The following is a 12,639-nucleotide window of genomic DNA, read 5'->3' on the forward strand; positions in this document are numbered from 1 at the left end:
GTTTCGATATTGACTACCAAAGTTTTGCAAACATTGGTGTGAAACAGCGACGAGGCCAACGCCGCACTAGGCGTGCGGCATGTCCGCGAAGCGCGAGAAGTGCCCGTGGAAACCGACGGTGACCGTCGCCGTCGGGCCGTTCCGGTGCTTCGCCACGATGAGGTCGGCCTCGCCGGCTCGCGGGTTGTCCTTCTCGTAGGCACTCTCGCGGTGCAGCAGGATCACCATGTCGGCGTCCTGCTCGAGGGAGCCCGACTCGCGGAGATCGGAGAGGGCCGGCTTCTTGTCGGCGCGCTGCTCTGGGCCACGGTTCAGCTGGGAGAGCGCGATGACGGGAACCTGCAGCTCCTTCGCCATCAGCTTCAGGGCCCGGGAGAACTCACTGACCTCCTGCTGCCGGGACTCGACGCGCTTGCCCGACGTCATCAGCTGCAGGTAGTCGATGATGACCATCTTCAGACCCACGCGCTGCTTCAGCCGCCGGCATTTGGCGCGGATCTCGACGAGCGTCATGTTGGGGCTGTCGTCGATGTAGAGCGGCGAGTCGTTGATGCGGCCGCGGGTGGCGGCGATCTTGGTCCAGTCGTTGCTCTCGACCGTTCCCTTTCTCATGTTCTGCAGGGGAATGGATGATTCGGCGGAGAGCAGACGCATGGCGATCTCACTCCGCCCCATCTCGAGCGAGAAGAAGATCGAGGGCATGTCGTGCTTGATGGACGCCGCACGGGCGAAGTCGAGCGCGAGGGTCGACTTACCGAGAGCGGGGCGCGCAGCGACGATGATGAGCTGACCCGGGTGCAGGCCGTTGGTCAGCATGTCGAGTTCGGCGAAGCCGGTCGGGACACCCGTCATCTGGCCCTCGCGGCCCTTCGCCGCCTCGATCTCGTCGATGGCCGCGCTCACGGCGGTCGTCAGAGGCACGTAGTCCTCGGTCTCCGTGTTGCCGTTGACGGCGTAGATCTCGGCCTGGGCGTTGTTCACCAGGTCCATCACCTCGCCCTCGCTGGCGTAGCCCATCTGCACGATGCGCGTGCCAGCCTCCACGAGACGCCTGAGGATGGCCTTCTCCGCCACGATCGACGCGTAGTACCCGGCGTTCGCTGCGGTCGGCACGAGGCTTGTGAGCGTGTGCAGATACTCGGCTCCGCCGGCCCGCGTGAGGTCGCCGGATTTCGTGAGCTCGTCGGTCACCGCGATGACGTCGGTCGGCTCGCCGTGCGAGTACAGGTTCAGGATCGCGTCGAACACGAACTCGTGCTTGGGGATGTAGAAGTCCGCGCCACGCACGACCTCGACGACGTCGGCCACAGCGTCTTTGCTGAGCAGCATTCCGCCGAGGGCACTCTGCTCGGCCAGCAGGTCGTGCGGGGGAGTACGTTCGTGACCCCGGGTCTCGCCGATCGACCTCGTGTCGCCTGTCAGGCCGAGATGCGCTATCGACACCCGAACTCCTCTTCTCGTGATCTCAGGCTTACCGCCACCGTCTGACATCCGGGCGACATGACACGCGAGCGATGCTGGCTAAGACTAGGAACCGCGTGTGACCGTGCACAAATCAGGCTGTGTATAACTCTGTGGAATTAAACGGGTAAACGCGGCGAGTCTTGTGCACAACATGTGGAATCAGCTGTGTAGAACAAAGAATTTTTTGCCGCAAAAGAGCCCTTGATCAGGCTTTTAATATTCCCACAGCCTGTGGACTGATGAATGTTTGAATGCGGAGTTGAATGTTGGTAACCCGACACGCCCTGTGTACAAAACACTTGACAAAAACGACGAAGGAGGGGAGCGCTCGAAGCGCCCCCCTCCTTCGGGTTACAGACTATTTTGCGGCTACGACCTGGATGGTGATGGTCGCGCTGAGGTCGTCACGGAGGCGGATGGAAGCCTCGTGGGTACCTGTCGACTTGATCGGCGTGGTGATCTCCACCTTGCGTCGATCGATCGATCCGAAGCCCGCAGCAGCGACCGCGTCAGCGATAGCGCTCGGCTTGACGGAACCGAACAGGCGTCCTTCTTTGCCCGCCTTGATGGCGAGCTTGACGACGTTGTTCTCGAGAACCTGCTTGAGGTGCTGGGCCTCTTCGATCGTTGCGAGTTCGCGGGCGGTGCGGGCAGCCTTGATCGATTCGATCTGCTTCTCGCCACCGCGGCTCCACGTCACCGCGAAGCCCTGGGGGATCAGGTAGTTGCGCGCGAAGCCGTTCTTGACCTCGACGACATCACCTGCGGAACCGAGGCCGGAGACCTCGTGCGTGAGAATGAGTTTCGACATTGTGAGTTCCTACCTGCCCGAGCCGGCGTAGGGCAGCAGGGCCATCTCGCGGGCGTTCTTGACTGCACGGGCGATGAGACGCTGCTCCTGCACGGAGACGCCGGTGATGCGACGAGCACGGATCTTTCCGCGCTCGGAGATGAACTTGCGGAGGGTGTTGACGTCTTTGTAGTCAATGACGCCGACGCGGATCGACTTCGCGGGGGCGGCATTCTTGCCGTCTTTCCCCTTGCGGATCGGCTTGCGGCGGTCGCCGCTGCTCTTTCCAGCCATGGTTGTTCTGCTTTCTGAAAAAGGTGAAGTTTAGAAGGGGGTCTCGTCGCTGAAGCTGCCTGGAGTGTTCCAGACATCAGCGCCGCCACCGGAGGTAGCCGTTGCGGGCGCGCTTGCGGCCCACGGCTCGTCGCCGCCACTGGCAACCTGGCCACGCCCGCCGCCGCCACCGGCGGAGCCGGAGGATGAGGCACGGGTGACCTGGGCCGTCGCATAACGGAGGCTGGGACCGATCTCGTCGACCTCGAGCTCGATGGAGGTGCGCTTTTCGCCCTCTTTCGTCTCGTAGGAACGCTGGCGCAGGCGACCGGTCGCAACGACACGGGAACCCTTCGTCAGCGAACCGGCCACGTGTTCAGCGAATTCACGCCAGACACTTGCACGAAGGAACAGTGCTTCGCCGTCTTTCCAGTCGTTCGACGCACGATCGAACGTGCGCGGCGTGGAAGCGATGGTGAAGTTGGCAACCGCCAGCCCATTCTGCGTGTAACGCAGCTCAGGATCTCCGGTGAGGTTGCCGACCACGGTGATGACGGTTTCGCCAGCCATGGTCGACTACTCGGCGGTTGCAGCGGCAGGCGCGGCCGGAGCAGCAGCTGCCGGAGCGGCATCGGCAGCAGGAGCGGCATCGGCAGCAGGAGCAGCGTCAGCAGCAGGCTTCGACGCAGCCTTGACCGCAGCAGCGGCACGAGCCGCGGGTGCAGCAGGAGCAGACGACTTGCCGGCGGTCGCGGACGACGAGGAGGGAGCCGACGAAGACGACGAAGCCGAAGAGGACTTCGGGTTCGCGGCAGCGCGGGCAGCCTTGGCCTCGGCGAGCTTCGCAGCCTCGGCGACCTGGGCGATGGCCTCTTCGGCACGCAGCACCTTGGTGCGCATGACGGCTTCGGACAGCTTCAGCTGGCGGTCGAGCTCCTTGGTGGAGTCGGCCGTTGCGGTCAGCTTCACGACGGCGTAGATGCCTTCGGTCTTCTTGTTGATCTCGTAAGCCAGGCGACGGCGTCCCCAGATGTCGACGTTGTCGACGGTGCCGCCATCCTTGCGGATGACGTTCAGGAACTTGTCGAGGCTCGGAGCCACGGTGCGCTCATCGATTTCTGGATCGAGGATGACCATGAGTTCGTATTTGTGCGTCACTAACCCACCTCCTTTGGACTAGATCGGTCACAGACGTTCTGTGACAGGAGGGTGTGTGCAGCAGTCATGACCCGCGTGGGAGAACCCCACTGGGTGTAGACAACCTGTAGAGCTTACCAGATCTGGTCTTCGATCGGGGGGCGCCACTAGAGTGACCCTCGTGGGTCTCAAACGGGTCGGTCTGGTGTCGTTGCACACCTCCCCTCTTGCGACTCCCGGATCGGGTGATGCCGGTGGGCTGAACGTCTACGTGGTGGCTCTGGCGGAGCAGCTCGCAGCGCTCGGGCTCGAGGTCGAACTCCTCACGCGCGCGGCCAGCCCCGATCATCCGGAGACCGGGTACACCAGTGCCGGAGTTCCGGTGCGGTTCCTGCGGGCGGGCCCTGCCGAGCCCGTGCCGAAAGACGATCTCGCCCGCCACATGAACGCGTTCCGGGATGCCCTGAGGGCTCTGCCGCGGTTCGATCTCCTGCATTCCCACTACTGGTTGTCGGGTGCCGGCGCCCTGATGGTGGCCGAGGAGCAGGGGATTCCGCACATCCAGAGCCTGCACACGGTCGCCGCCCTCAAGAACGAACACCTTGCGCCCGGAGACCGGCCGGAGCCGAACGAACGGCTCTGGGCGGAGCAGAGGCTCGTGCAGGATTCGGCGGCGACGATTGCCTCGACCCTCGAGGAGGCCCGCGCGATCGTGCAAGCCTACGACGCGGAGACCCTGCGTGTGAAGATCGTTCCCCCGGGGGTCGACACCGGACTGTTCCACCCGGTCAGGCAGGTGGACGGGCCGAGGATCTTCGACTGGCCGGCCCCTGTGGACGAGGAGAGGAGACGCGGCATACTCGTGCTCGGCCGCATCCAGCCGCTGAAGGGCCAGGATCTCGCCATCCGGGCTCTCGCTGAAATACCCGCCGAACGCCGGCCCCTGCTCACCATCGCGGGGGCGCCGACGCCGGGTGAGAAGAAGTACGAGAAGTCGCTGCACACTCTCGTCGACGAACTCGGCCTGGCGGATGACGTCGTGTTCGTCGGAACCCAGACCCGGGATGTCGCGGCCGAGCTCATCAGGCAGTCCGCACTGCTGCTCATCCCGTCGCACTCCGAGACGTTCGGGCTGGTCGCTCTCGAAGCGGCTGCATCGGGTACCCCTGTCATCGCCTCCCGCAGCACGGGAACGGGCAGTTCGGTCATCCACCGCTCCACAGGAGTGCTGCTCGGAACCCGCGACCCGGCCGCCTGGGGGCAGGCCATCGACGAGCTGCTCTCCGACCCCAGGCAGCTCGGTGCCCTCTCGCTCAAGGCGACCCGGCACGCGTTGCAGCACACCTGGAAGCTCACCGCCGAGCTCACGATGGTGGCCTACCGGGATGCCGTCAGGGAGAACCAGTGGCTTCGGCCGAGATGAGCTGACGGAGCCAGGCATCCAGATCGGCCGCGGTCATCCTCGTTTACAACGACGGCGGCGACGACGACGAGCGCGACTACGGCGAAGACGCGCGCGCAGCGAACCAGGCGAGCAGGCGGCGGGTCGCCTCCTGCTCGCCGAGCGGGCCCTCTTCGAGGCGCAGTTCCAGGAGGAAACGGTAGGCCTCGCCGACGTCACGGCCGGGCGTGAGGCCCAGGATCGCCATGATCTGTTCGCCGTTGAGGTCGGGCCGCGTCGAATCGAGCTCCTCCTGCGAGGCGAGCTCGGCGATCCGCGTCTCGAGGTCGTCGTAGGCAAACGACAGGCGATCGGCCTTCCGAACGTTCCGAGTGGTCACGTCTGCCCGCACCAGGATGTGCAGTCGCTCGAGGAGTGGGCCAGCATCCCGTACATAGCGGCGAACGGCTGAGTCGGTCCAGGCGCCGTCGGTGTAGCCGAAGAACCGCAGGTGCAGTTCGATCAGCCGCGCCACCGCCGCGATGGTGTCGTTGTCGAAACGCAGCGCCTTCAGCCGCTTCTTCGCAAGCTTCGACCCGACCAGGTCGTGGTGGTGGAACGACACGACCCCGCCGGGCTCGAGTCGCCTCGTTGCCGGCTTTCCGATGTCGTGGAGCAGCGCTGCGAGTCGCAGCACGAGATCGGGGGCGCCGTCGAACTGTCGCGAGCGCTCGAGGTCGATCGCCTGGTCGAGCACCGTCAGGCTGTGCTGGTAGACGTCTTTGTGGTGGTGGTGTTCGTCCATCTCGAGGCTGAGTGCGGGGATCTCGGGCAGCACGAAGGCGGCGAGCCCCGACTCGACCAGCAGTTCGATGCCGCGGCGAGGGGCCGGTGAGAGCAGCAGTTTACTCAGCTCCTCGTTGACGCGCTCGGCGCTGATGATCTCGATCCGACCGGCCATCTCGTCGAGGGCGAACCGCGTCTCGTCGTCGACCGTGAAATCGAGCTGGGCGGTGAAACGCACGGCCCGGAGCATTCGGAGCGGGTCGTCGCCGAACGACACCTCGGGCGTCGACGGGGTTCGGAGCACACCGGCGAGCAGGTCATCCATTCCCCCGGAGGGATCGACGAGAACCAGCTCGGGGAGCTTCAGCGCGAGCGCGTTCACCGTGAAGTCACGCCGCAGCAGGTCGGCCTCGAGTGAGGTGCCGAACTCCACGGAAGGCTTACGACTGGCCTGGTCGTAGACATCCGAACGGTACGTCGTGATCTCCACCGTCTCACCGGCGATCCGCGCGCCGATCGTGCCGTAGGCCCGGCCGATGTCCCAGTGGGCGTCGGCGAGCGGCTTCACGATCCGGAGGATCTCGTCGGGCGTCGCGTCCGTAGTGAGATCGAGGTCGTGCACGGTGCGGCCGAGGAAGGCATCGCGCACCGGCCCGCCGACGAGCGCGAGGTCGAAACCCGCCGCCCGGAACGCACCGGCGAGCTCGGAGATGGGCGACGATGCCGCCAGTTCGGCCAGGAAGCTGAGGGAGTCTGCCACGGAACGCACCCCGTCACCCTACTGGCCGAAGCTGCCGACCAGCGAGGCCTACGTGCCCTCCTCAGGCCGACACCCTAGAATCACTGGCATGGATGCGGCGTTAGATTCGGGCGTCCGCCGCAGCCCGAGACGTGACTTCCGGCTGGCCCCGGCGGGCCGGTTCGGTCGTCTGGCGGCGGTTGTCGCGGTCGTCACGCTTGCACTGCTCTGGATGCTCGGCGGCACCGTCCCGGCCGAAGCCGCAAGCACGCCCGCACCCTCTGCGCCTGTCACCGCTGCGCCCGCGACCACCTCCCCCACCGGCGATGCGAACACCGGCCCCGCCGCTCCGACCGGCAGCACAGCCGCGACCGGCACCGTCGTCGTGTCTCTCGCCCCCGACAGCGCCGGAGTGCTGGCGGCCGGAGCCGACCTGGCCGTCACAGTGAGCATCGCCAACACGACGGGCTCCGCGCTGCCACCGGGGAGCATCCACCTCTGGCTCGACCGCACCCCCCTCAGCACCCGGGACGATCTGAGCACCTGGCTCACCCCCTCGACGAGCTCGACGCAGTCACGCGACTCCGTGGCGACAGACGTGGCCGCACCCGGGCTGGCTGCTGGCGCGACCGGCACCTTCCGGGCGACGCTTCCCGCCGCCGAGCTCAGGCTCAACACCTTCGGGGCCTACGGGATCGAGGCCACCTACACCGCTGAGACAACCCTCGTCGACACCCGGAACACCGTCGTCTGGTCGGCCGGTTCTCCCGAACGGGAGACCTCGGTCGCGGCGATCATGCCGCTCACCGCCCCCGCCGGCGCGCAGGGGCTGCTCACCGCAGCAGAGCTCAACACGTACACCTCAGCCGGCGGTGTGCTCGCCCGCAAGCTCGACTCGGTCGTCGACCGGCCTGTCACGCTCGCGATCGATCCGATGGTCATCGTCTCGATCCGGGTGCTCGGCACTGCTGCACCGCAGTCGTCGCTCGACTGGTTGGCCCGGCTCGCGTCCGCCACGAACCCCACGTTCCCGCTGTCGTACGCCGACTCCGACATCGCGATCGAGCGCCAGGCCGGCGCCGCGAACCTGCTCACGCCGACGTCCTTCGACTACGCACTCTCGAGCGCCAACTTCCAGGTCACGCCGACACCCGATCCGTTCGCCCTGCCGGGGCAGGTGGCGACGGATGCCGCGGGCACGGGCTCCGGCTCGGCGACCACCACCACGACCAGCACGTCGACCAGCACCGGTGCCACCGCGGCCCCCGCCACCCCGGGCTCCACCCCTACACCCACCACCGCGCCGGCGCCCGGCTCACTGCCCACCCTCGCCGACCTCACCGCCTGGAACTACACCCGCACCGACGTCGCCTGGCCCGCAGCCGGCACCGTGACGACCGACGACCTCAACTTCTTCGCAGCCGCAGGGCTCGGAACGAGCATCCTGAGCACCGACAACGTGGCCCTGCCCGCCTCAGAGGACAACCTCACGCCCAGCGCCCCAGCCACCATCGGTGACAAGAGCGCCGTGCTCGTCGATGCCGGGCTCTCGGATGCCCTGCAGACGGCCGCCGCAGCAACGACCGACACGGGGCTCGACGCGGCCCTGGCCGAAGTGTCCGGCATGCTCGCGATCGCCGACGCCGAGGGCGGCCAGGGGCCGCCAGCACTCGTGGTCGACCTCGGCAGGCAGGCTCCCGCCACGGCGTTCGGTGTCGGCCGGGCCCTCGACCTCGTCGAGTCGCTGCCCTGGTCGGCGAACCGCGGGCTCTCCGACGTGCTCAGCGTGCCGAGCCTCGGCGTCAGCGTGAAGAACAGCGACGAGCCGGCCACGCGGCGGGACACCGTTGCCGCAATGCTCGACTTCGAGCGCCAGGTCGGGGACTTCGCCTCCGTGCTGGCCACGCCCGAACTCCTCACCGGCAGACAGCGCGCAACCCTGCTCGCGGTGCTCGCGCAGTCCTGGTCTGCTGACCCGACCGGCCGCACGGCGGCCGAGGCCGACTACGCGAACCTCACGACGACGACGCTCGACTCGGTCAAGATCATCGACGGCAGCAACATCAACCTCTTCGCCACGAGCAGCGAGGTGCCCGTGCTCATCAGCAACGATCTCAACCAGCCCGTCACCGTCGAGCTGCAGGTCACCCCCTCGAACGGTCGCCTCGTCGTGGAACCGGGGCGCATCGAGGTCGTGGTCGAGGCGAAGTCGCAGAAGACGGCCCGCGTGCCCGTGAAGGCTGCGGTGGCGAGCGGCCAGGTCGACCTGCGCCTCGAGATCTTCAGCCCGTCAGGTGTCTCCATCAACCAGGCAGCACCGCGCCAGATCAATGTGAGCGCGGACTGGGAGGGCATCGGCACGATCGTGATCGGCGTCCTGGCCGCCGCCCTGCTGGCTTTCGGCATCGTGCGGCAGGTTCTGAAGCGCCGACGGGCGAAGGCCGCGTGCGCTGCCGAGTCGGTGTCTCCCGCGAGGGCCTCGGATTCTCCCCCCGCGGCTCCGGATGCTCCCCCCACCGAAAGCGGATCCGATGGCTGAGCGCAGCATCGTCCGTTCCAGCACCCTGCTCGCCGGTGGCACGATCATCTCGCGCATCCTCGGGTTCATCAAGGCCATCGTTCTGGCGGGAGCCATCGGCCTCGCCGCATCCGGTGACGCCTTCGCAGCGGGAAACCAGCTGCCGAACACGATCTACGTCATCGTCGCCGGCGGCGCCCTGAGCGCCGTTCTGGTCCCACAGATCGTCCGCAGCGCCCTGCACTCAGACGGCGGGGTCGCATACATCAACAAGCTCGTCACCATCGCCCTCCTGGTGCTCGCCGCGGCAGCGCTTGTCGCCACGCTGCTGGCTCCCCTGCTGGTGCGGGTCACCGTGTCGGGGCTCACACCCGAGCAGACCGACCTGGCCATCGCCTTCGCCTACTGGTGCCTTCCCCAGATCTTCTTCTACGGGGTCTACACGATCCTCGGCGAAGTGCTGAACGCCCGCAACTCCTTCGGTCCCTTCACTCTGGCGCCGATCCTCAACAACATCGTCGCGCTCGCCGGGCTCGTCGTGTTCATCGCGGTGTTCGGCTCCGACCCGAACGGTTACCTGCCACTCAGCTGGTGGACGCCCTCCTCCATCGCCTTGCTGGCCGGCTCAGCCACACTCGGCATCGGCGTTCAGGGGCTCGTTCTGTTCTTCTTCTGGCGGCGCGTGGGCCTCCGCTACCGGCCCGACTTCCGCTGGCGCGGGGTGGGGCTCAAGGAGACAGGCAGGATTGCCAGCTGGTCGTTCGGCATGATCCTCGTCACCACTGCCGCAGGGCTGGTCGAGACCAACGTGGTCTCGACCGCATCCGGAGACGGCAAGGCCTCGCTCGCCGTGCTGGCGAACGCGTGGCTGATCTTCATGCTGCCGCACTCGGTTGTCGCCGTTTCGATCGCCACCGCCTACTTCACGCGGATGAGCGAGAACGCCTCGATCGGCAGTACGGAGGGTGTGCGGGCCGACCTCTCGGCCTCGATCCGGCAGATCACCGTCATCATGTTGCTGGCCGGCACGGTTCTGGTCGTTGTGGCCTTCCCGTTCGGACGCGTGATGATCGACTCGTTCTCCGGGGCGACCGGCATCGGCTCCGTGCTCATCGCTTTTCTTCTCGGCCTACCCGCCTTCAGCATTCTGTTCGTTCTCCAACGGGCCTTCTTCGCCCTCGGCGACACCCGCACCCCGTTCTTCACCAACCTGTTCCAGGCGATCGTCTTCTCGATCGGCAGCCTGCTCGTACTGGTTCTCGTGCCCAAGGAGTTCGTCGGCGTCGGCGTGGCGCTCTGCCTCTCCGGCGCCGGCACCCTCCAGACACTTCTGGCGGCGTTCATCATGCGTCGAAAACTCGGCGGCGGCGGTCGCCGGGTGGTTTCGAGCTTCGGCAAGGATGCCCTCGCCGCCGTTCCCGCCGCGGCGACGGGTGTCGTGGTGTTCCTGCTCTTCGGCGGGGCGTCGGCCGACGGCTTCGCCCTCTCCGGCCGACTCCAGGCCATCGTCGTGATGGTGATCGTTGGCGCTGCCATGGCGCTGGTGTATCTCGGCGGTCTGCGGGTGCTGCGCTCATCCGAGCTGACGGATGCCCTGCGACCCATCCTCGGCCGACTCAGACGGAGCGCGTAGCGTCGATCCCGGCCAGGAACGGCTGCACGAGCTCCAGCACCGGGCCCGACGGGAACAGCGTGTCACCGTGCCCGCGCCCGGGGAGCGGCTCGAAGCGCGCGTGCGGCATCAGCTCCGCGGCACGCTCGGAGTCGATGTAGCGCTGCCGGTCATCCGTGCCCGCCAGCAGCAGAGCCGGGGTCTGGATGCTCGCAAGCCTCTTCTCGTCCACACCCTGTTCGACAGCCAACTGACGGAAGTACGCCTGCAGCGCGACCGGGTCGTTCGCGAGGAAGGCGTTCGTCGTGGCCGGATCGATCGTGACACCCGCCTCTGCCTCCCAGCCGTCCAGGAACGCACGCATCCCGCCCGATTCGAGCGCCTCGTCGTAGCCCGGAAAGAACAGAGAGCTCACGGTTCCCTCCCCCAGGCGGTAGGTCCCACCGGCCGAGATGAGCGAGAGCATCCGTTCGGGGTGCGCGTCGGCCAGGGAGAACCCCACCCGGGCGCCGAACGAGTAGCCCATGAAGTGCGCGGCGTCGATTCCGGCGGCGTCGTACACCGTGAGGAGATCCTGGATTACGAGCGTCATCGCGTAGTCGGCGGGGCCGTGCGGCTTGCCGCTCAGGCCGTGCCCGCGCATGTCGACGAGGATCAGCCGGTAGTCGTTCCGGAGCGCCTTCACGTAGCCGAACCCGCGCCAGATGGCCCGCGACAGGGCCGACCCGTGCACGAGCACGAGCGGCGTGCCGGTGCCGGCCTCCTGGTACGCAATGCGTGTGCCGTCGACGGGATTGAATGCTTCGCTCACCCTCCCATCATGCCTGTGCGCAAACCCCGAGCGCTGGAATACGCGACGGTTAGGATGTGTTGAAGCCTTCAGTACCACAGAAGCCGGTGACGCCGTCGCCGCAATCAAGGAGCTTGTCGATGCGACAGATCATCATCATCGGGTCCGGTCCTGCCGGGTTCACTGCAGCAATCTACGCCGCGCGCGCGGGCCTCGAGCCTCTGCTGATCGCGTCGAGCGTCGAAGCCGGCGGTGAGCTCATGAAGACCACGGAGGTCGAGAACTTCCCGGGCTTCCCCGAGGGCATCCAGGGCCCCGACCTCATGACCAAGCTGCAGGAGCAGGCCGAGAAGTTCGGCACAGAGGTTCTTCTCGACGATGTGACGAGCGTCGACTTCTCCGGCGACATCAAGAAGGTCTCCACGGGCTACAGCGGCGACTTCGAAGCCCAGGCCATCATCTTCTCCACGGGTTCCGCCTACCGCAAGCTCGGTCTTGACGACGAAGAGCGCCTGAGCGGCCGTGGAGTCTCCTGGTGTGCCACCTGCGACGGGTTCTTCTTTAAGAAGAAGACGATCGCCGTGATCGGCGGCGGCGATTCTGCAATGGAGGAGGCGACCTTCCTCACGCGCTTCGCCGACAAGGTCTACCTCATCCACCGCAAGGACACCCTGCGGGCATCCAAGATCATGCAGGAGCGTGCGTTCGCGAACGACAAGATCGAGTTCGTCTTCAACTCGGCCGTCGTCGGTATCAGCGGCGAGAACACGGTCGAGAGCCTGAAGCTCGAGAACACGGTCACCGGTGAGCTGAGCGAACTTCCCGTACAGGGCCTGTTCGTGGCGATCGGCAACGACCCGCGCACCCACCTGGTGCACGGCCAGCTCGACCTCACGACGTCCGGCACGATCGCGGTTGCCGGCCGCTCGTCGAAGACCAACATCGCGGGCGTGTTCGCGGCCGGCGACGTCATCGACGACACCTACCGCCAGGCTGCGACTGCTGCGGCCTCCGGTACCGTTGCTGCCCTGGACGCCGAGCACTACCTCGCCGGTCTCGCCGAGGCGTCGGCGATCGCCGAGTTGCGCGACGCAGAGGCTGAGATCGAGCTCATCGATTCCCTGCAGTCCACCCAGTCCTGAATCCCCC

10 protein-coding genes and 1 pseudogene are annotated in these 12,639 nt (G+C 66.6%); 4 read left to right on the forward strand and 7 right to left on the reverse strand.

Annotated elements, in window-relative coordinates; genetic code table 11:
- Positions 1–66: 66 nt before the first annotated feature.
- The 5 genes and pseudogenes from dnaB to rpsF form a co-directional block, all read right to left on the reverse strand.
- Positions 67–1,443: a replicative DNA helicase gene (gene dnaB, locus B7R22_RS00265; RefSeq protein ID WP_116281252.1), complete on the reverse strand. Its 1,377-nt coding sequence runs from the start codon at positions 1,441–1,443 to the stop codon at positions 67–69.
- A gap of 379 nt (positions 1,444–1,822) precedes the next feature.
- The gene (gene rplI / locus B7R22_RS00270; protein ID WP_116281253.1) at positions 1,823–2,275 is read right to left on the reverse strand and encodes a 50S ribosomal protein L9; all 453 of its coding nucleotides are present in this window, start codon (positions 2,273–2,275) and stop codon (positions 1,823–1,825) included.
- A 9-nt stretch (positions 2,276–2,284) separates the two neighbouring features.
- Positions 2,285–2,548 (reverse strand): 30S ribosomal protein S18, encoded by a 264-nt coding sequence (gene rpsR, locus B7R22_RS00275; protein WP_104245567.1) that lies wholly within the window; start codon positions 2,546–2,548, stop codon positions 2,285–2,287.
- A gap of 30 nt (positions 2,549–2,578) precedes the next feature.
- The gene (locus B7R22_RS00280; RefSeq protein ID WP_116409839.1) at positions 2,579–3,097 is read right to left on the reverse strand and encodes a single-stranded DNA-binding protein; all 519 of its coding nucleotides are present in this window, start codon (positions 3,095–3,097) and stop codon (positions 2,579–2,581) included.
- Between the two features lie 237 nt (positions 3,098–3,334).
- Positions 3,335–3,664, reverse strand: a pseudogene (gene rpsF / locus B7R22_RS19620) (30S ribosomal protein S6); the annotation flags it as partial.
- A gap of 181 nt (positions 3,665–3,845) precedes the next feature.
- On the opposite strand from rpsF, the gene B7R22_RS00290 reads away from it, so the two are divergent.
- Entirely contained in the window at positions 3,846–5,087 is a 1,242-nt protein-coding gene (locus B7R22_RS00290; protein ID WP_172582123.1) for a glycosyltransferase, read from the forward strand.
- A gap of 76 nt (positions 5,088–5,163) precedes the next feature.
- Here B7R22_RS00290 and B7R22_RS00295 read toward each other — a convergent pair whose 3' ends face one another.
- Positions 5,164–6,600, reverse strand: coding sequence for a CCA tRNA nucleotidyltransferase (locus B7R22_RS00295; RefSeq protein WP_116409842.1), 1,437 nt, complete (start codon positions 6,598–6,600; stop codon positions 5,164–5,166).
- A gap of 79 nt (positions 6,601–6,679) precedes the next feature.
- Between B7R22_RS00295 and B7R22_RS00300 the strand changes: the two genes are divergently transcribed.
- A complete protein-coding gene (locus tag B7R22_RS00300) occupies positions 6,680–9,109 on the forward strand; it encodes a DUF6049 family protein (RefSeq protein WP_116409843.1) in 2,430 nt (809 codons plus the stop codon).
- The gene (gene murJ, locus B7R22_RS00305; protein WP_116409844.1) at positions 9,102–10,721 is read left to right on the forward strand and encodes a murein biosynthesis integral membrane protein MurJ; all 1,620 of its coding nucleotides are present in this window, start codon (positions 9,102–9,104) and stop codon (positions 10,719–10,721) included. Before B7R22_RS00300 ends, murJ begins: the two co-directional genes overlap by 8 nt.
- Here the strand turns inward: murJ and B7R22_RS00310 are convergent.
- Entirely contained in the window at positions 10,705–11,511 is an 807-nt protein-coding gene (locus B7R22_RS00310) for an alpha/beta fold hydrolase (RefSeq protein ID WP_116409845.1), read from the reverse strand. The two genes, murJ and B7R22_RS00310, sit on opposite strands and share 17 nt — an antisense overlap.
- A 119-nt stretch (positions 11,512–11,630) precedes the next feature.
- Here B7R22_RS00310 and trxB point away from each other — a divergent pair, with 119 nt between their 5' ends.
- Positions 11,631–12,632: a thioredoxin-disulfide reductase gene (trxB, locus tag B7R22_RS00315; protein ID WP_116409846.1), complete on the forward strand. Its 1,002-nt coding sequence runs from the start codon at positions 11,631–11,633 to the stop codon at positions 12,630–12,632.
- The last annotated feature ends 7 nt before the right edge of the window (positions 12,633–12,639 follow it).

The organism is Subtercola boreus (assembly GCF_003399635.1).
Lineage (GTDB): Bacteria > Actinomycetota > Actinomycetes > Actinomycetales > Microbacteriaceae > Subtercola > Subtercola boreus_B.